At 72.0% G+C, this 18,829-nt stretch carries 17 protein-coding genes; 11 read left to right on the forward strand and 6 right to left on the reverse strand.

What is annotated here, in order from left to right:
- Positions 1 to 282: 282 nt before the first annotated feature.
- On the reverse strand, positions 283 to 1,572 hold the full coding sequence (locus ACFZCY_RS03475; RefSeq protein WP_391169024.1) for a helix-turn-helix domain-containing protein: 1,290 nt from the start codon (positions 1,570 to 1,572) through the stop codon (positions 283 to 285).
- Positions 1,573 to 1,809: 237 nt separating this feature from the next.
- Here ACFZCY_RS03475 and rfbB point away from each other — a divergent pair, with 237 nt between their 5' ends.
- Genes rfbB through ACFZCY_RS03495 form a run of 4 tightly spaced genes read left to right on the forward strand, consistent with a single transcriptional unit; the run spans position 1,810 to position 5,196 of the window.
- Positions 1,810 to 2,847 (forward strand): dTDP-glucose 4,6-dehydratase, encoded by a 1,038-nt coding sequence (gene rfbB, locus ACFZCY_RS03480; RefSeq protein WP_391169025.1) that lies wholly within the window; start codon positions 1,810 to 1,812, stop codon positions 2,845 to 2,847.
- Between the two features lie 5 nt (positions 2,848 to 2,852).
- Positions 2,853 to 3,824, forward strand: coding sequence for an ATP-grasp domain-containing protein (locus tag ACFZCY_RS03485; protein ID WP_391169026.1), 972 nt, complete (start codon positions 2,853 to 2,855; stop codon positions 3,822 to 3,824).
- Positions 3,821 to 4,957, forward strand: a complete 1,137-nt coding sequence (locus ACFZCY_RS03490; RefSeq protein WP_391169028.1) for an aminotransferase class I/II-fold pyridoxal phosphate-dependent enzyme — start codon at positions 3,821 to 3,823, stop codon at positions 4,955 to 4,957. The genes ACFZCY_RS03485 and ACFZCY_RS03490 overlap by 4 nt, the downstream gene beginning before the upstream one ends.
- Positions 4,954 to 5,196 (forward strand): low molecular weight phosphatase family protein, encoded by a 243-nt coding sequence (locus ACFZCY_RS03495; RefSeq protein WP_391169030.1) that lies wholly within the window; start codon positions 4,954 to 4,956, stop codon positions 5,194 to 5,196. Before ACFZCY_RS03490 ends, ACFZCY_RS03495 begins: the two co-directional genes overlap by 4 nt.
- A 16-nt stretch (positions 5,197 to 5,212) precedes the next feature.
- Here the strand turns inward: ACFZCY_RS03495 and ACFZCY_RS03500 are convergent, their stop codons facing one another.
- The 3 genes from ACFZCY_RS03500 to ACFZCY_RS03510 form a co-directional block, all read right to left on the reverse strand.
- Positions 5,213 to 6,334 carry a glycosyltransferase gene (locus ACFZCY_RS03500; RefSeq protein ID WP_391169032.1) on the reverse strand — a complete coding sequence of 374 codons (1,122 nt, stop codon included), beginning with the start codon at positions 6,332 to 6,334 and terminating at the stop codon, positions 5,213 to 5,215.
- 186 nt (positions 6,335 to 6,520) lie between these two features.
- Entirely contained in the window at positions 6,521 to 8,059 is a 1,539-nt protein-coding gene (locus ACFZCY_RS03505; RefSeq protein WP_391169034.1) for an ATP-dependent DNA ligase, read from the reverse strand.
- A gap of 113 nt (positions 8,060 to 8,172) precedes the next feature.
- Positions 8,173 to 8,829 (reverse strand): hypothetical protein, encoded by a 657-nt coding sequence (locus ACFZCY_RS03510; protein WP_391169036.1) that lies wholly within the window; start codon positions 8,827 to 8,829, stop codon positions 8,173 to 8,175.
- A 241-nt stretch (positions 8,830 to 9,070) separates the two neighbouring features.
- Between ACFZCY_RS03510 and ACFZCY_RS03515 the strand changes: the two genes are divergently transcribed.
- From ACFZCY_RS03515 to ACFZCY_RS03545, 7 genes are all read left to right on the forward strand, one after another.
- Positions 9,071 to 11,896: a SpoIIE family protein phosphatase gene (locus ACFZCY_RS03515; RefSeq protein ID WP_391169038.1), complete on the forward strand. Its 2,826-nt coding sequence runs from the start codon at positions 9,071 to 9,073 to the stop codon at positions 11,894 to 11,896.
- A 267-nt stretch (positions 11,897 to 12,163) separates the two neighbouring features.
- On the forward strand, positions 12,164 to 13,816 hold the full coding sequence (locus ACFZCY_RS03520) for an ATP-binding protein (protein ID WP_391169040.1): 1,653 nt from the start codon (positions 12,164 to 12,166) through the stop codon (positions 13,814 to 13,816).
- Between the two features lie 14 nt (positions 13,817 to 13,830).
- Complete coding sequence (locus tag ACFZCY_RS03525) at positions 13,831 to 14,262, forward strand: roadblock/LC7 domain-containing protein (protein WP_391169042.1); 432 nt, start codon at positions 13,831 to 13,833, stop codon at positions 14,260 to 14,262.
- Positions 14,259 to 14,621, forward strand: a complete 363-nt coding sequence (locus ACFZCY_RS03530) for a DUF742 domain-containing protein (RefSeq protein ID WP_361487125.1) — start codon at positions 14,259 to 14,261, stop codon at positions 14,619 to 14,621. The genes ACFZCY_RS03525 and ACFZCY_RS03530 overlap by 4 nt, the downstream gene beginning before the upstream one ends.
- Positions 14,602 to 15,222 carry an ATP/GTP-binding protein gene (locus ACFZCY_RS03535; protein WP_391169044.1) on the forward strand — a complete coding sequence of 207 codons (621 nt, stop codon included), beginning with the start codon at positions 14,602 to 14,604 and terminating at the stop codon, positions 15,220 to 15,222. The genes ACFZCY_RS03530 and ACFZCY_RS03535 overlap by 20 nt, the downstream gene beginning before the upstream one ends.
- Complete coding sequence (locus ACFZCY_RS03540; protein WP_391169046.1) at positions 15,219 to 16,490, forward strand: cytochrome P450; 1,272 nt, start codon at positions 15,219 to 15,221, stop codon at positions 16,488 to 16,490. Before ACFZCY_RS03535 ends, ACFZCY_RS03540 begins: the two co-directional genes overlap by 4 nt.
- A gap of 291 nt (positions 16,491 to 16,781) precedes the next feature.
- Positions 16,782 to 17,402, forward strand: a complete 621-nt coding sequence (locus ACFZCY_RS03545) for a TetR/AcrR family transcriptional regulator C-terminal ligand-binding domain-containing protein (protein ID WP_391169047.1) — start codon at positions 16,782 to 16,784, stop codon at positions 17,400 to 17,402.
- Between the two features lie 36 nt (positions 17,403 to 17,438).
- Here ACFZCY_RS03545 and ACFZCY_RS03550 read toward each other — a convergent pair whose 3' ends face one another.
- Both ACFZCY_RS03550 and ACFZCY_RS03555 read right to left on the reverse strand, forming a co-directional pair.
- Positions 17,439 to 18,122, reverse strand: a complete 684-nt coding sequence (locus tag ACFZCY_RS03550; protein ID WP_391169048.1) for a DUF305 domain-containing protein — start codon at positions 18,120 to 18,122, stop codon at positions 17,439 to 17,441.
- Positions 18,119 to 18,784 (reverse strand): DUF3105 domain-containing protein, encoded by a 666-nt coding sequence (locus ACFZCY_RS03555; RefSeq protein ID WP_391169049.1) that lies wholly within the window; start codon positions 18,782 to 18,784, stop codon positions 18,119 to 18,121. Before ACFZCY_RS03555 ends, ACFZCY_RS03550 begins: the two co-directional genes overlap by 4 nt.
- Between the last annotated feature and the right edge of the window lie 45 nt (positions 18,785 to 18,829).

An 18,829-nucleotide genomic window follows, 5' to 3' on the forward strand; every position in this document is an offset into this window, starting at 1 on the left:
GATGATCGCGGTGCCCGAGCTGGCCGCGTACCGCCAAGCCGAACGGGCCCTCGCCGCGGAGCGCGCCGCCCTCTACCCGCCCGCCGCGGACACGCGTCCGGACGTGGCCGGCGGACGCGGCGGACACTGTCCGGCCCGCCCCGCGGCCCACCAACCCTTCCATAGCGCCGATCCGACGCACACGGCCATCGGCCGACGGCTGCCGGGGGCCGCGTGCATGCCCGCACGGTCCCGCGCTCGCTAAGCGGAACCGGAGCGTCGGCCGCACGAGCCTGCGGCACGTCAAACGGGAAGTGCTCCGGTGCGAGCGGCGAACTCGCGCAGCCCTGGCACATGGGCAGGTCCGAACAGCAAACCTGCGGTCAACGCGCGCGTACCCGGCCGTCGCACCTCCTGCGGCACCGCACGCTCTACCGAGAGCAACGCCCGCAAGCACTCCTCCGGGCGCCCCCAGTCGTTGTAGGCCCGGGCTACATCAAGGCCCAGCCGGGCCACACGTTCCAGTGGCAGCCCCCGCGGGTCGACCCGCCGCGCAGCCGCCACGGCTTTGTCAGGAGCGCTGAGCACCTGATGCACGGATACCTCGTGCAAGATCACCTGTCGGGGGTCGAACCACCCGCCAACCGTATGCTCATCAGCACTCCGGCCAGCTACGGCACCCGCCCGCGCCAGCAGTTCCATGGCGCCGCTTCGGTCCGCACCCTTTGCTACGGTATACGCTGCCGTGGCCAGCAATTGGCCGTGAGCTGATGCCCGCGCTTTGTCAGGAACGTTCCGCGCACTCGCGAGTTCCTCAGCAGCCCGGACGGCGACCTGAGCCGCCTGGTCATAACGGCCTGCGCGCCGATACCCGCTTGAAACCATCCGGTGCGCCTCCGCGAGCGCCAGGGCATGGCCGCCGTCGCGCGCAGCCTGAACCGCCCGGTCGGCCGCCACGATCAACAGGTGGTCGTCACCCGCTTTGATCGCCACTCGCGCGGCGATGGCGTACAAGGCGGACAACCCTTCCGTACCGTGCCCTTCGCGGAGTGCGGCGGTTGCGAGCGCAAGCTGCTGAGGGAGGGCCGCATCCAACTCCTGGTAAGCACCGGCCTCCAGAGCTGCGCGTGCGCGCGTGACCGCACCCTGCACGGCAACCGCGGTTGGCGCGGAGTCGCACTGCGGCAACCCCGAAAGCAGCGCGTCCTCCAGCCCGGCCGGGGAGGCGACCAGGCCAGCGGCGACACTGGTTTGCTGGCTGCCAAGAACTGCCGTGGCCCCGATCGCCAGTGCTCCAGTGAACAGGTTCCTACGACGCACCGCATCCTCCTCGTCCGCTGGATGCCCCACCGTATCGACCGGGCCGCAGCCGGGAACAGGAGTCCCCGTCAGCCTGTCGGGTGGGATACCGAGGAACGCCGCGAAGGCTAAGAGTCGGTCATACTCCAGCCGCATACGGCCAGCCTCAATCCGAGAGACGGCCGATGCCGAGTAGCCGACCGCCTTCCCGACCTGAGTCTGTGTGAGCCGCGCACGGCACCGCGCTCCTCGGAGCTCGGCCCCGATGTCGCGCGCGGATCGGATGACGTCCATAGGCGCCTCCTACGGAACGACGGGAGGGAACGACGGTAGCCGCAACTCCGCGGCGTCGGGAGGGCGCACGGAGCACATCGTGTGCGAGCTCCGCACACGATGTGCCGTTCAGCACCGTGAGCCCCCCGGCCGACGTGCCCGGGCGACATGGTGAGTTCACGTCCCGCCGATCGGCCGGGCAGCTCCGGCGGCGCAGGTCAAGACCGGCGCCGTCCTCCTTCCCTCAGGGAGACATCCATGGAACGCGTACTCGTTACCGGCGGAGCCGGCTTCATCGGCTCACACTTCGTGAAGCGAATCATCCGCACGGAGGACGTCGCCACGGTCACCGTCCTTGACGCTCTCACCTACGCCGGCCACATCGAGAACCTGGGGACGGCGTTCCTCAGCCCGAAGTTGACCTTCATCCACGGCAACGTCCTCGATGCCGAGCTCGTGGACGACCTCGTGGCCGAGCACAGCGCTGTTGTGCATTTCGCCGCGGAGTCCCACGTCGACCGTTCTTTCTTCGCCACCGCCGCGTTCCTCGCCACGAACGTGCACGGCACGCACACCCTCCTCGACGCCGCGATGCGGCACGGTGTGCAGAAATTCGTGCACGTCTCGACGGATGAGGTCTACGGGCCACTGCCGGAAGGCACAGCCACCGAGGAGACCCCGCTCCGCCCCTCCGTCCCCTACGCCGCGTCGAAGGCCGCGAGCGACCTCGTCGCCCTGTCGTACTGGCAGACCTTCGACGTGCCGGTGTGCGTGACCCGCTCCTCGAACAACTACGGTCCATACCAACACCCCGAGAAGGTCATCCCCCTGTTCCTCACCCGCCTCCAACGCGGAGAGCCGGTCACCCTCCACGGCCGGGGCGAGCACGTCCGCAACTGGCTCCACGTCGAAGACAACTGCGCCGGCATCGACGCCGTCCTCCGTGGCGGCACTCCCGGCGAGATCTACAACCTCGGCGGCGGCACCGACCCCACCAGCCGGGAGCTGACCGACTACCTCCTCCGCCTCTGCGGCGCGACCGAGGACGCGATCACCTACATCTCCGACCGGGCGGCGAATGACATCCGGTACTCGATCGACTGGACGAAGGCAACCACTCAGCTTGGATACCGGCCCGAGCGGGACCTGGAGGACGGCCTCGCAGAGACTGCCGAGTGGTACCGCCGCAACCCTGACCGGTGGGCGCCGCTGATGCGGAACCCGCAGGCGGCGCGCCCTCCGCGTGCCGTCCCCGCCGCGCCGCATGCCCTTCCGATCGTCCCGGCAGGGTGGTGACCGCCGTGCCGAAGCGCATCCTCGTCACTGGGGTCGGCAGCGCCCCCGGCTTCGACCTCGCCCGGTCCCTCCAGCAGCTCGGTTGCAAGGTCCTCGGCGCTGACGCGGACCCGCACGCGGCCGGGCTCCTCCTCCCGGAGGTCACCGCGCACATCCTCCCCTCGGCGGTGGACGCCGCGTACCGCGCGGCCCTGCTCCGGCCGTGCGCGAAGGCACGCCCGGACGCTGTCCTCTCGACCGTCGAGCGGGAGCTGCCGCGCATGGTCGCGCTCCGCCGACCGCTGGCGGACCTCGGCGTCACCACCTGGCTCCCCGACCGGGACGCGGTCGCGGCGTGCGGCGACAAGGCCCGGTTCGCCGTCGTGCTCGCCGAGCACGGCGTGCCGACGCCGCGCACCGTCCTCCCGGACGAGCTCGACCGCGCGCCGGATGGCCCCCTCGTCGTCAAGCCCAGGCACGGGCAGGGCGCGAAGGGCGTGCATGTGTGCCAGACGCGGAAGCAGGCCCGGGTGTTGTGCGAGCTCATCCCGGCGCCGATCGTGCAGGAGCATGTCCGCGGGCAGGAATTCACCGCGGACTGCCTCGTCGACCGCGCCGGGCGGGCCTCCGTGGTCCTCCGGTACCGACTCCTGGTCAAGGGCGGGCTCGCCGTCGTCTCCCGCACGTTCACCGACCCCGACGCGGAGGAGCACGTCCGCGCCGCCCTCGCCGCGACCGGTGTCACTGGAGCGTGCTGCGTACAGGGCTTCATCCGCGATGACGTCGAGGGCCCCGGCAGGGTCGTCATCACAGAGGCCAACGCCCGGGTGGCTGGCGGATTCCCCGCCTCGGTCGCGGCCGGCGCGGACTACGTCGGACAGTACCTTCGCGGCCTCTTCCGCCAGGACATCGACCACAGCCGGCTCACCTACAAGCCGGACATCACTCTCACGCGATACGTCGAGACGCTGACCAGCAGCGAAGGGACGACCCGATGACCCACACAGCATCCCCGGACATCGCCCGGAACGCGCGCCCGTACCTCTACGGGGGCGAGGAAGCTGCCATCACCAGCGCGCTGAGCGCCGGCCAGTACAACCACGGCGCGGTCACGGACAAGTTCGAGCAGCGCGTCGCCGCTTTCCTCGGCGTGCCGGATGTCGTCGCGGTCTCCTCCGGCGCGGCCGCCCTCCATGTCGGGCTTCTTGCCGCCGGCGTCGGCCCCGGACATGAAGTCCTCGTCCCGTCGTTCACGTTCTGCGCGAGCGTGCAAGCGATCGTCGCAACGGGGGCCCGGCCGCGGTTCATCGAAGTCAACCCCGGCACCGGGTGCGTCGAGCCTGCCGAGGTCTTGGCCGCCCTCACGCCGGACACCCGTGTCGTCATGCCGGTCCTCTACGGGGGCCGGGCCGTCGACCTCGCCCCAGCCCGGCTTTCACTGGACGAGCAGGGCGTGACCGTGGTCGAGGACGCGGCGCAGGCCTTCGGCTCCTGGCAGGGAGAGCGCCGAGTTGGCACCACCGGCGTGGTGACGTGCTTCTCCTTCGGCCCGATCAAGAACCTCACGTGCGGGCTCGGCGGCGCAATCGTGCCCCGCACTCCGCAGGAGGCCGACACCTGTCGGCGCTTGCGCGGCCTCGGCATCGTGGAGTCCTCGGCCCGGCGCGCGGAGATGACGACGTATATGGTCGACGGGTTCGGCATGCGTGTGCAGATGTCGCCGCTCAACGCCGCGGTGGGCCTCGTGCAGCTCGACCACTTCGCGGAGGCGGAGAGCCGGCGCCGTTCTCTCTGGCGCGCCTACGCCACCGCCCTCGACGGAATCGACGGCGTCGCCCTGGTCGACGCCGACGTAGACCGCACGGTTCCGCCAATGTGCGCCGTCCGCGTCCTCGACGGCTGCCGCGACCGGGTGTTCCGAGAGCTCCGGAACCGCGGCATCGGGGTCGGCGTGCACTATCCGCCGAACCACACGCAGCCGGCCTTCTCCACGTGGCACCGGCCGCTGCCGGCCACCGAGCGTTTGGGCCGGGAGATCATGACCCTCCCGTTCCACCAGCACCTCACGCCGACGGACGCCCAGCACGCCGCAGCAGAACTCCGCCGCGCCCTCCTCAGGGCCAGCCGGTGAGCGCCACCGCCCGGCCGCGGCGCCTCCTCGCCGTGTGCCTGGGGAACCACTGCCGCTCACCGCTCGCAGCGCTCATCCTCGCGGGTCTCGGCGGCCCAGCCGTCGAGGTCCGGTCGGCCGGCACCCGGGACAAGTGGGTTGGGCACCGGGACGTCCCCGACCCCTGGGGCAAGGAACCGGAGGCCTTCGCCGACGTCGTCCGCCTCATCGAGGACGGCGCCCCGCAGCACCTCCCGTAGACCCGTCCCCGGCCGGTCAGCCGCCGGACGCGGCGGACAGGAGAACGTCCACGAGCCTGTCCGCCGCGTCCGGCCGTCCGTGTGCCCGAGCCGCGTCCGCCATCTCCGCACGCCGCGCCGGATCGGTGAGGAGCGGCCCGACCGCGTCCTGCAATCGCGCCGTGGTGACTTCCCCGGTGAGCGCGACGGCGGCACCGGCGTCCTCGAGGTGCTTCGCGTTGTGCGCCTGCTCATTTCCCGCTGAGGAGGCGAGCGGCACGAACACGGCCGGTTTGCCGAGGGCGGTGAGCTCCGCGAGGGTGCCGGCCCCACTGCGGGAGACCACGACGTCAGCGAGCGTCAGGACATCGGGCAGCTCCGGGCCGACGAATCCGGTGAGGTAGTACCGCCCCGTGAGGTGCGGAGGGAGCGCCGACGCGCTCGCGCGCAGGGCCTCAACGTTCGCGGGCCCGCACTGGTGCACTACGTTTGCGCGCTCCAGAAGCCACGGGAGCGCGTCCCGGATCGCGTTGTTGATCTGCTGGGCGCCTTGCGCGCCGCCGGTCACGTACAGCGTCGGGAGCCGCCGGTCGAAGCCAACCAGCTCGAGGGCGGCGACCGCCTTCTCAGCGTGCCCGGTCAGGATCTCCGGCCGGACCGGGTTGCCTGTGACGACCGCGGCGGACCGCACAGCCTCCGGGAGGAGCGGGAGCGTCGAGCCCGACGACACAGCGATACGCGCCGCCGACCCGGCCAGCTTCCGGTTCGCCAGCCCGAGCCGCACGGTCTGTTCATGCAGTACCAGCGGGCGCTTGCACATGCGGGCGGCGAGTCCGGCCGGGACGGCGACGTACCCGCCTGTCGCGAGGACGACGTTCGGCCGGAAGTCCGACACGATCTTGCGGGCCTGGGCGACACCGAGCGGCACCCGCACCATGTCCTTGACGTTCGCCGGGGACACCATTTCGAGCGGGTTCGCAGACCTGCGGATCTTGCCCGTCGCGACTGTCTTGAAGGTGATGCCCTCGGCCGGGGCGACGCGGGCCTCCAGCCCGTCGGGCGTGCCGATCCAGAGGACGTCGAGCGTGCGGCGGTCGGCCGCCAGCCGGGCCTGCAACGCCTCATCCGGGCCGGTCACCAGGGCGGCGCCGAGTACCACGCCGTCTCTCGCATGCTGCTACCTCCTCGCCACCCGTGCCAGCTTCGCGGTCGGTGGCCGGGCCGCTCGAAGTCGCCGAGGCCGCTCGCCAACAGGCCCGCGCCGGCCCGCCAAGCCGGATGGCACGACACCGTCGGCCAACCGGACCAAACCGCCTTCGACCGTCAGCGCCTCAATGGGCCGCCCCTAGGCCCGTCGCAGCGCCAGCACCGTTTCGACCGTGTCCGCCTGGTCCGCCGGTTTGTCCTCCCGGTAGCGCAGCACGCGCGCGAAGCGCAGGGTGACCCCGGCCGGGTAGCGGGAGGAGCGCTGCAGGCCGTCGAAGGCCACCTCCACCACCAGCTCGGGCCGTACCCGCACCACCCAGCCGTCGTCGCTGACCGCGATCCCCAGCAGGGCTTCCGTCTGCCACTCCAGCAGCGCGTCGGTCAGCCCCTTGAAGGTCTTGCCGAGCATCAGGAACGTGCCGTCCGGCCGCCGGGCGCCCAGGTGGAGGTTGGACAGCTTGCCCGTGCGGCGGCCGTGTCCCCACTCCGCGGCCAGCACCACCAGGTCGAGCGTGTGCACCGGCTTGACCTTCAGCCAGGACGCCCCGCGCCGCCCCGCGCCGTACGCGGCCTCGAGGCCCTTGACCAGCACGCCCTCGTGACCCCTGGCCAGCACGTCGGCGGCGAAGTCGCGGGCCTCCCGCCGCCGCTCCGGGTCCGCCGGGTCCTCGGCGACCAGCCGCCGCACCCGGCGGGGCACGGGGGCCACCCGGGCCAGCTCGGTGTGGCGCTGACGGGTCGGCAGCGCGAGCAGATCGCGGTCGTCCACGGCGAGCAGGTCGAAGAAGACGGGGGACAGCGGCAGCGCGGCGGACGCCCCGGCGATGTCGAGCCGGGAGCCGACCCGGGCGGAGACCTCCTGGAACGGCCGGGGCCGCCCCGCCTCGTCCAGGGCGATCACCTCGCCGTCGAGGATGGCCCGCTCCACCGCGAGTTCGCGTGCGGCCGTCACGACCTCGGGCAGCCGGTCGGTGATCTCGTCCAGGGTGCGGGTGTAGACGCGTACGTCGTCCCCGTCCCGGTGCACCTGGACCCGGATGCCGTCCAGCTTCTCCTCGATCACGCACGGGCCGAGCCGGTCCATGGCCTCGTCAAGGTCCGCCGCGCTCTGCGCGAGCATCGGCAGCACCGGCCGCCCCACCTCCAGCCGGAAGTCGGCCAGCGCGGCCGGGCCGCGCGCGAGCAGCGCCTCGGCGACCGCGCCCAGCGAACCGCCGAGCATCACCGCCCGGCGCACCTCGGCGGGCGGTGCGCCGACCGCCTGCGCCAGCCCCTCCACGGCCAGCGCCTCCAGCGCGCCCTGGCGCAGCTCGCCGCCGATGAGCCCGAGCAGGAAGCGCTGCTCGTCCTCGGTGGCATCGGCCATCAGCGCGCCCACCAGCCGTTTGCGCTCCGCCCCGGCGCCGGTGCCGGACACGGCGGCGATGCGGCTCAGCGCGCGGTCCACGTCGAGGACGGCGAGCCGCGGCGCGGCGGCGGGCTCGCGCCGCTGCCGCAGGGTGGACCAGCCGACGCCGGTGCGGCGCTGCGGCAGCTTCCCCGCGAGGTAGGTGATCACCACGGGGGCCTCGGCGGGTTCGGTGCGGCGGAACAGCCCGGCCAGGGCGGCGATCTTCTCCGACCGGGCGGAGGTGGCCGCGACCTGCCGGGAGGTGCGTGCGACATCGGCCAGCAGCATGGCTCCAGCCTGCCTCCGCCGCCGCCGTGCCGCACGCGATCCGTGCTAGACCGACGGGTTCATCGATCTCGGTGCCACCGGCGGCCGGGCCGCCGATGACACCACCCTGGTCGTCATCGGTCTTCGGGCCCCGGTCCGCGGCCTTCGGGCCCGGGTCCGCGGCCTTCGTAGCCCGGTCCGCGGCCTTCGTAGCCCGGTCCGCGGCCCTCGTAGCCGGGCCCGCGGCCTTCGGGACCCGGCTCGCGGGCGTCCGGACCGGCTCCGCGGCCTTCGTAGCCCTGTCCGCGGTCTTCGTACCGGGCCTCGCGGCCCGCCCCGCGGCCCATGGAACCCGCGCCGGCCATCCCCGCCTCGTAACCCTGGCCCCCGGTGCACAGGGCCCAGATGATGAACGCGTCGATGAGCAGCAGCGCCACCGCCCACAGCGGGGTGTACGGCAGCCACAGGAAGTTCGCGATCAGGGCGAGCCCCGCGATCACCACGCCCACGGCCCGGGCCCACATCGCGCCGGTGAACGTCGCCAGGCCGGCGATCACCAGGACGATGCCGAGGATCATGTGGATCCAGCCCCACCCGGTGAGGTTGTAACTGAAGATGTAGTTCGGGGTGGACACGAAGACCCTGTCGGTGCGTACGGCCGCGACGCCCTGGGCGAGGGTCATCAGACCGCCGAAAAGCATCATGACGGCCCCGAAGACGAGACGTCCGCTGACTCCGCCGTAGGTGCGGCGAGCCGTTCCCGGGTGGACTCCACCCGCGTGAGTGGCCATGTCGGGCTCCTTCGTCAGGCGCGATCGACGACACGGTGGCCGCCGTTTCGCGGCAATTCGGGTGAATTGCCCTGTTGTCAGGTTTGCACAGTCCGCCGAGCTCGGCACCCCGCGCCCCCGTGGACCCCTCGCCCCGATGTCCCGCACGCAAAGTCACCCCTTCTCTGCGCAAGGTGCTTTTATGGACATGGCGGGCAGAAGGGGCTCGCCTTCCGGGGAATCCCGGTGTAGATGTATCTCTATGGCCCGGTTTATGGGTCGATCGTGGGTTGCCCGCATGTTCCCCGGTCGGCGCCCACGGAGTCGGCGGCGTGAGCGCCCTCAGGAGGCGGGACGGCGCACTCGGCTGTTGCGACACGTCCGCAGCGTCGCCGGCCAGGTCTTCGTCCTCCAGCTGATCATCGTGCTGCTGCTCGGCGCCGCGGCGACCGCCGCCCTGGTGCTCCAGGTGCGGCACGACGTCACCGGCGAGGCCCGGGGCCGGTCGGTCGCCGTCGCCGAGTCCTTCGCCAACGCGCCGGGGATGGTGCGGGCCCTGCACAGCCGCGATCCGACCGCCGTGCTGCAGCCGAAGGCGGAGGCCGTCCGCAAGAAGACCGGGCTCGACTTCGTCGTCGTCATGAAGACCGACGGCATCCGGCTCACCCACCCCAACCCCAAGCGCATCGGACACCACTACATCGGCACCATCGGCCCCGCGCTGCACGGGCACCTCACCACCGGTACCGGCCCGGGCACCATGGGCGAGTCGATGGACGCGGTGGCGCCCATCTTCGACAGCCACCACAAGGTCGTCGGCGCGGTCGGCGCGGGCGTCACGATCCGCACGGTGAGCGGGCTCGCCGACCGCCAGCTGCCGCTGCTCATCGGCGCCGTCACCGTCTCGCTCGCCCTGGCCACCGGCGGCACCGCCCTGGTCACCGGGCGGCTGCGGCGCCAGACCCGGGGCCTGGGCCCGGCCGAGATGACGCGGATGTACGAGCACCACGACGCGGTGCTGCACGCCGTGCGGGAGGGCGTACTGATCGTCGACGGCGACGGGCGCCTGGTGCTCGCCAACGACGAGGCGTCCCGGCTGCTCGGCCTGCCGCCGCGCCCCGAGGGACGCCCGGTCCACCTGCTGGGCCTGGACCCCGGGTTCGCCGGTCTGCTGGTCTCCCGGCGCGTCGTCACCGACGAGGTACTGGTGGCGGGCGACCGGCTGCTGGCGGTGAACAACCGGCCCACCGACCGTGACGGCGGCCCGCCCGGCAGCGTCACCACCCTGCGCGACTCCACCGAGCTGCGCGCCCTCTCGGGCCGCGCCGACGTGGCCCAGAGGCGGCTCAAGCTGCTGTACGACGCCAGCGTGGAGGTCGGGACCACGCTCGACGTGGGGCGCACCGCCGAGGAGCTGGCGCGGGTGGCGGTGCCGCGGTTCGCCGACTTCGTCACGGTCGACCTGGCGGAGCCCGTACCGCGTGGGGAGGAGCCGACCGCGACCGGTGCCGTCCAGATGTGCCGGGCGGCCGTCCACGGCTTCCGGCCCGACCACCCCTTCTACCCCGTCGGCAAGCGGTTCTCGTTCACCGACTCCGCGCCCCAGGCGCGGGGCCTGGGCAGCGGGCGGCCGGTTGTCCAGGACGACCTGACCGGCGCGTCCTGCTGGCACGCCCACGACCCCGGGCAGACGGTCAAGGTCCTCGACTACGGCGTGCGGTCACTGGTCACCGTGCCGCTGCGGGCCCGCGGCGTGCTGCTCGGCCTGGTCAACTTCTGGCGGATGGCGGAGCGCGACACCTTCGAGGAGGAAGAGGTGACGCTCGCCGAGGAGCTGGCCTCCCACGCGGCGGTGTGCATCGACAACGCCCGCCGCTACACCCGCGAGCACACCATGGCGGTGACCCTCCAGCACAGCCTGCTGCCCCGCGCCGTGCCCCCGCAGAGTGCCCTGGACGTGGCCTTCCGCTATCTGCCCGCCGAGTCGGGCGTCGGCGGCGACTGGTTCGACGTCATCCCGCTGCCCGGTGCGCGGGTGGCGCTGGTGGTGGGCGACGTCGTCGGGCACGGGCTGCACGCGGCGGCCACCATGGGGCGGCTGCGGACGGCCGTGCACAACTTCTCCACCCTCGACCTGCCGCCCGACGAGATCCTGACCCATCTGGACGACCTGGTGGCCCGCATCGACCAGGACGAGGTCCCCCTCGGCCAGGACCTCCCCGGCGGCGGGGGCGAGCCGCTCACCGGCGCCACCGGCGCCACCTGCCTGTACGCGATCTACGACCCGGTGACGCGGCGCTGCACCATGGCCCGGGCCGGGCATCCGCCGCCCGCGGTGGTGAGCCCGGACGGCTCGGTGGAGTTCCCGGATCTGCCCGCCGGCCCCCCGCTGGGCCTCGGCGGGCTGCCGTTCGACACGGCCGAGCTGGAGCTGGCCGAGGGCAGCCATCTCGTCCTCTACACCGACGGGCTCATCGAGGACCGCCGCCGGGAGATCGACATCGGGCTGGAGATGCTGCGCGGCGCCCTGTCGCATCCTGGGCGCTCGCCCGACGAGATCTGCACCGAGGTGCTCGACGCGATGCTGCCCACCCAGCCGGCCGACGACATCGCGCTGATCGCCGCCCGGACCCGGGTGCTGGGCCCCGGCCGGGTGGTGTCCTCGGACGTGCCGTCCGACCCCGCCGCGGTGGCCGGTGTGCGCGCAGGGGCGCTGCGGCAGCTGGAGGAGTGGGGCTTGGAGGAGGTGGCGTTCACCGCCGAACTCGTCCTCAGCGAGCTGATCACCAACGCCATCCGGCACGCCACCGGCCCGATCCGGCTGCAGCTGGTCCGCGACCGCGGCCTGATCTGCGAGGTGTCCGACACCAGCAGCACCTCACCGCATCTGCGGTACGCGACGACGACCGACGAGGGCGGCCGCGGGCTGTTCCTGGTCGCCCAGTTCGCCGAGCGCTGGGGGACGCGCTACACGGCGGGCGGCAAGGTCATCTGGGCGGAACTGGCGCTGCCCGAACCGCCGGAGCCGCACGAGGTCCCGCCGGTGGATCGGTCCGCCCGGCCGCCGGTGGTGCCGGAACCGTCCTGACCGGCACCCGCACCATGGGATACGTGACCCCAGATCAGAACCGTTCACCTTTGGCGCGATCGGGCAACATGCCGTCTCCTGCCGTGATACTGACGGTCCGTCATGGTCCATGTGCCGAGCGCGGTCGTTCAAAATTCTCTGAGCAGTACTACCATGTGCCGCCCACGGCTTGATGTCCGCGTGGTCCACCCTCAACCCTCGAACGCGCCCATGAGGACCTGATAGATGTCAGCACATATATCCAGCCATCCCTACAAAGGGCCTGCCGTGACCCGGCAGGCCCTGGCCGTGCCCCTGCTGGCCGCGGTCGTCGCCGGCGGGGCGGGAGCGTGGGTGACGGCAGAGGTGCCCGAATCCCGGCGCGTCCTCGTCGCCGTCTTCTGCGCGCTGGTGGCCGTGGCTCTGGGCGTGGCCCTCGCGGTCGCCGCCCACCGGTCACGGACCATCGGCCGGCTCCAGTCCCGGATCGCGAGTCTGGAGGCCGCGGCCGCGCAGCACGCCGCGGAGGCCGCCCGGCTCGCTGACGAAACGATTCCCGCAGCGGTGAAGGGCCTGCGGGAGGGCGGCTCGGTGGACACCGTGCTGATGCAGGTGACCAAGCCCGGCGACCAGGCGCACGGCCGGGTCCTGCGCAGGGTGGTGCAGGAGATCGGCACCGGTGAGCGCATGCGCGCCTCCGCGATGGCGGCCTGCGCCAACGCCGCGGGCCGGGTCCAGGCCCTGGCCACCAGCATGCTCGCGGACCTGCGCGAGATGGAGAACCGGCACGACGAGTCCGTCCTCGGCGACCTGCTGAAGCTCGACCACACCACCGCCCAGACGGGCCGCATCGCGGACAGCATCGCGGTCCTCACCGGCGCCCGCTCCGGGCGCCGCTGGACCAAGCCCATCGTGATGGAGTCCATCCTGCGCGGCGCGGTCGGCCGGATCAGCGCCTATCAGCGGGTCCGGGTCCACGCGGCCAGCAACGCGGCGGTCGCCGGTTACGCGGCCGAGGGTGTCATGCACGCCCTCGCCGAGCTGATGGACAACGCCACCAGCTTCTCGCCTCCCACCGAGGAGGTGCACGTGTACGTCGAGGAGACGCACACCGGCGTCGTGGTCACCATCGAGGACGGCGGCCTGGTCATGGGCCCCTCCGCGCTGGCCCGCGCCCAGAAGGCGGTCTCCTCGCAGACTCTCGACCTGACGACCCTGTCCGGCACCCGGCTCGGCCTCGCGGTCGTCGGCTGTCTGGCCCGTAAGCACGGGCTGACGGTCTCCTTCCGCCCGTCCGCCCGGGGAGGCACCGGCGTCGTGGTTCTGATCCCACAGCAGCTGATCACGCACATCAACCAGGACGCGGTGCCCGGGGCGCCCGCGCGGAACCGCGCCGAGCCCGCCCGGCCGCGGGCCACCGCCGCTCCGGCGGCGGGGGCTACCGGCTCCCAGGGCTCCCAGGCCGCCGCGAGCGCCGAGCCGGTGGCCGAGGCGTCCGCCCCGGCGGCCCCTCCCGCCCCGGCAGCGGCCGCGCCCGCCGCCCCGGCCCCTTCCACCCCGTCAGCACCCCCCGCCCCGTCGGCCTCTTCCGCCCCGTCGCCCGCGACGGAGCCCTCCGGGCCCTCCGGCACGTCCGGCGGCCCCTCCGCCGACGCCCCCGCGGAGCCGCGCGTCAACGGGCTGCCCCGGCGGCGCCGCGGCGAGACGCTCGCCGCCGCCACGCGGGCCACGCCCCGCCCCGCTCCCGACGCCAAGCCGAAGGCTCCGCGTACCGACGCCGGTGCCCGCTTCGGTGCCTTCCGCGACGCCACGCGCGGCTGCCCCGCCGGTGACACCCCCGGGCGTAACACCACGTCGGAGGCGTCCGCAGAAGCCACCGGGCCCGCGCCGTCCGCAGAGCCCGCAGAGTCCGCTGAGTCCGCAGAGAACGACCAGCCGTGATGATAGGAACGCCGATGAACACCACAGACCGCAGCTTGGACTGGCTGTTGGAGAACCTGCTGGAGAAGACGCCGGGGGCCCGGCACGCGCTGGTGCTGTCGCGGGACGGCCTCAAGCTGTGCCTCACGTCCGGGCTTTCCGTGGACCAGGCCGACCAGCTGGCGGCCATCGCCTCGGGTATCCAGAGCCTCTCCCACGGCGCGTCGATCGAGTTCGGGGACGGCAGCGGCGGCGTCCGGCAGTCCATGACGGAGTTCCACGGGGGAATTCTGTTCATCGTCGAGGCCGGCGAGGGCGCCCATCTGGCGGTCGTGGCGCACGACGAGGCCGACGTCGGCATCATCGGGCACAACATGAACGAGCTGGTCGAGCAGATCGGCGACCATCTGCGGGCGGCGCCCCGTACCTTCGCGAACGGCGGCCATGGCGGCGGGGCGAACGCATGATCCGAGGGCCGCTCGACAGCGAGGACCCTGACCGGCTGTACACCGTCACCGGTGGCCGCAGCCGCGCCGACGAGAGCGTGTTCGACATGGTCACGCTCATCGTCAGCGAATCCGACCCCACCCTCGGCATGCAGTCCGAGCACGTCAAGATCCTGCGGATGTGCCGGCGGCCCATGGCGGTGGTGGAGATCTCCTCGTACCTGGGACTGCCCGTCAGCGTGGTCAAGATCCTGCTCTGCGACCTGCTCGACATGGGCAAGATCACCGCGCGCCATCCGCATGCCGCCCGCCCCGACAACGGAGGGCTGCCGGAGCCCGAAACGCTGAAGAAGGTGCTCGTTGCACTCCAGAACCTCTGACCGTCCCGACGTCCGGGCGCCGCTGCGGGCGAGCGCGAGCGACGGCCTCAAGATCGTGATCGTCGGCGGCTTCGGTGTGGGCAAGACGACGATGGTCCAGTCGGTGAGCGAGATCCGCCCGCTCAGCACCGAGGAGACGATGACCCAGGCGGGCGTCGGGATCGACGACGCCTCGTTCGTCCAGTCGAAGACGACCACCACGGTCGCCTTCGACTTCGGCCGCATCAGCCTGGACGAGCAGATGGTGCTCTATCTGTTCGGCGCGCCCGGGCAGGAACGTTTCTGGTTCCTGTGGGACCGGCTCTTCGCCGGGACCCTGGGCGCGGTCGTCCTGGTGGACACCAACCGGCTCGCCGACTCCTGGTACGCCATCGACCGGCTCGAATACCACGGGACGCCGTTCATCGTGGCCCGCAACAACTTCACCGAACCGCAGCACACCCTGGAGGAGGTCCGGGACGCGCTCGACCTGCCCCCGGACATCCCCGTGATCGACTGCGACGCCCGTGAGCGCGACTCCAGCAAGGCCGTCCTCGTCGCGCTCGCCCGCCACCTCTACTCCCTGTCCACCTCCTCCGCCGCCCGGGAGAGCACCGCGTGACCACCCCGGACCCCATGCTTCCGCCCGAGGACCCCATCGCTCCCGCCGCACCGCTCCAGGGCTGGCCGGAGCAGCCGGGCGCGGTGCGGCTGGACACCCAGCTGCTCCGCGCCGATCCGGACGAGCTGTACCGGAAGCTGCGCCGCGAGCACGGCCCCGTCGTGCCCGTGCTGCTCGAACCGGACATCCCCGTCTGGATGGTGCTCGGCTACCGGGAGCTGCTGCGGGTCACCACGGACCCCAACCTGTTCGCCCGCGACTCCCGCCGCTGGCACTCCTGGGACCGGGTCCCGCCCGACTGGGAGCTGATGACGTTCGTCGCCTACCGGCCGACGATGCTGTTCTCCGAGGGCGCCGACCACGAGCGCCGGTCCGAGGCGATCATCGACAGCATGGAGTCCGTGGAGCCGTTCGAACTGCGGGCGCAGTGCGAGCGGGTCGCGGACCAGCTGATCGACGTCTTCGCGGGCAGCGGCCGCGCCGATCTGATGGCCGAGTACGCCAGCCAGATCCCGCTGCGGGTGCTGAACCGCATGTACGGCCTGGACGACGATCCCGCGCTGACGCAGGAGACGGTCGACCTGGTCAGCGGGAAGGCGGGACCGGCCGCCTTCGACCGGCTGACCAACCGGATGGTGGCGCTGCTGGAGCACGCCCGGTCCAACCCCGCCGCGTCCAACATCGCCTCGGTCCTGGCGTTCCACCCGGCGGGCCTCACCGACGAGGAGATCATCAACGACCTCCTGGGCAACGTCTACGCGGCCCACCAGCCCACCACCGACCTGATCGGCAACGCGCTGCGGCTCATGCTCACCGACGAGCGGTTCGCGGTCACCATGTCCGGCGGACGGCGCAGCGTGGGCCAGGCGCTCAACGAGGTGCTGTGGGAGGCCACCCCGGTCCCCAACTGGGTCGGCCGCTGGGCCTCGGAGGACACCATGTTCGCCGGGCGCCACATCCGGAAGGGCGACTGCCTGATGCTGGGCCTCGCCGCGGCCAACGCCGACCCCGACGTACGCCCGGACTTCCGCGCCGGGGCGTCCGGCAACCAGGCCCACATGGCCTTCAGCCACGGCACCCACGGCTGCCCCCAGGTCGCCCGCGAGCTGGCCGAGAACATCGCCATGGCCGCGATCGAGGTCCTGATCGACCGCCTCCCGGACGTGACCCTCTCGGTCACCCCCGACGAACTGGAGTGGCGCTCGGCGCTGATGATGCGCGGCGTCTCGTCGATCCCGGTCGAATTCACCCCGGCCTTCGCCCGCTGACCGCCCCCGCCCCGGCGGCACACACCGCCGGGGCCGCAAGCGCGCTGGACCTTCCCTCCCCGCGTACGGAAGGTCCAGCACGCCTACTCGATGGCCCGCCCTTAATGCTCATGGGCGCGCGTTAAGCTGGGGGCGTCACCGTATCCGGACGTGGGCACGTCACGCAATGGCGTACCGGCCGGTAGCGGCTTGAAGTAGTGAAGATCTCGTGCGCCCGGGTTTGGGTGGGACATAGGGTCGGCCCGTTACGACCCCCATCCGCGGCACAGGAGACATGGCGGCTCACCTTTTATGAACGCGCGACCACCCCACGGATCGGCGCGCCCCGGCGGGCGTACGGCACGCACCCGTGCCGCCGTGCTGGCCGCCGCCTACGAAGCACTCGACGCCGAGTCGTTCAACGCCCTCACCCTCGACAAGCTCGCCGAGCGCTCCGGGGTGCACGTGTCGACCATCCGGCGGCGCTGGCGGACGGTGGAGGGGGTGGTCCTCGATCTGCTGGCCGAGCGCAGCTCCACGCTGCCCACCCCCGACTCGGGCGACTTCCGGCGGGATCTGCATGAACTCGCCCAGGCCATCGGTGACTTCAACAACGCGCTGCGCAATCGCAACGTCATCCAGGGGCTGCTGGCGGCCGCCGCTCACGATTCGGGGATCGAGGAGATCGTCCGCGGAGCCTTCGTCGGCCGGATCGATGAGGTGACCCGGATCGTGCGGCATGCGATCGACCGGGGCGAACTGCCGGAGGACACCGATGCCATGGACGTCATCGCCGCCCTGGGCGCGCCCTTCTACTACCGGGTGCTCATCCTGCGCAGGCCCATCGACGCCCGGCTGGTGCGTACCAGCGCCGAGGCGGTCTACGAGGCGGCGCGGGCAGGGGTGTTCCGTACCAGGGCGGACGACGAGTGACGCCCCCGGCCCGTCGACCGGGCCGGGGGCGTCAGGTCAGGCGCCGCGCTCCTTCAGCATGTCGGCCATGAGCTGGATCTCCGACTGCTGGGCCCGCACCATCGTCGTGGCCAGCCGCTTCTCGGTCGGGTTGCCGACCAGCTTCTCCGCGCCCTCCGCCATCGCGACACCGCCCTTGTGATGGGCTGTCATCAGCTTCAGGTAGAGCACCTCGGCCGCCTTGCCCTTGGCCTTGCGCAGCTCGTCCAGCTCGGTGTTGGTGGCCATGCCCGGCATGAGCGAGCCGTCGTGCGGCTTGTAGCCGTGGTCCATGCCCTCCATGCCCTCCATGGAGCCGTGCTTCATCCACGTCATCGGCGGGTCCTCGGACGCCCGGTCCAGCCCCCACATGTCCAGCCAGCCCTGCAGGATGCCGCGCTCGGTGGCCTGCGCGGTGAGGATGTCGAACGCCAGCCGCCGCACATCCTCGTTGCCGGTGCGGTCGCGCACGATGAGCGACATCTCCACCGCCTGCTGATGGTGGGTGGACATGTCGCGGGCGAAACCGGCCTCGGCGGAGGTGTCCTTCGGGGTGCCGGTGCCGGTCGTACCCTCCGAGCGGTCGCTCATCAGCCACACCAGCCCGACCGCCACCAGCGTCAGCACCGCGAGGGCGGCGGTGATCCCCGCCACCAGCGGCTGCCGGGTCGCGCGGCCGACGGCGGTGGTCCCGTCGGTCACGAGGACTTCCCGTTGGTGCAGTAGGCGTTCGGCTCGGGGGTCTGCTTGCCCTGGACGAACTTCTTGAAGAACGCGGCCACCCGCGGGTCCGACGCCTTCTGGATGTCCAGCTGGTTGCCCCAGGCGTTGAGGACGATCGGCGCGTCCTGGTCCTGGTAGGGGCTCATCAGCGAGTACTTGGTCTTCTCCACCCGGGCCTTGAGGGCGGCGATGTCCTCCTTCGACGCCTTGTCGCTGTACGTCACCCACACCGCGCCGTGCTCCAGCGAGTGCACCGCGTTTTCCTTGGTCAGCGGCTTGTCGTAGACGTCGCCTTCGCAGTTCTGCCAGACCTGGTTGTGGTTGCCGCCGACCGGCGGCGACATCGCGTACTTCACCGTGCCGCCCACATGGGTGCGGCCCAGGTTCTTCCAGGTCTTCATGCCCTTGAACTCACCGGTCTTCACGACCGAGGAGGAGACCTTCGTGGCCTTCTCCTCCTTCTTGTTGCCCGCGTCGACCAGGAAGAAGCCGCCGACGGCCAGAGCGGCGACGATCACCGTGCAGGAGGTGATGGTGATGATCCGGTACCTGCGCTCGCGTGCCTTCTCCGCGCGGCGCAGCTCTTCTATCTTCGCGCGGCGCTCGGCCGCGCCCTTCGTCTTCGATCCCTTGGAAGCCATGGCTGTCCAGTCCTCGCAGTTCTCGCACTGTCGCACTGAATGAGT

The organism is Streptomyces sp. NPDC007983, assembly GCF_042958345.1.
In the GTDB taxonomy this organism is placed as follows: Bacteria; Actinomycetota; Actinomycetes; order Streptomycetales; family Streptomycetaceae; genus Streptomyces.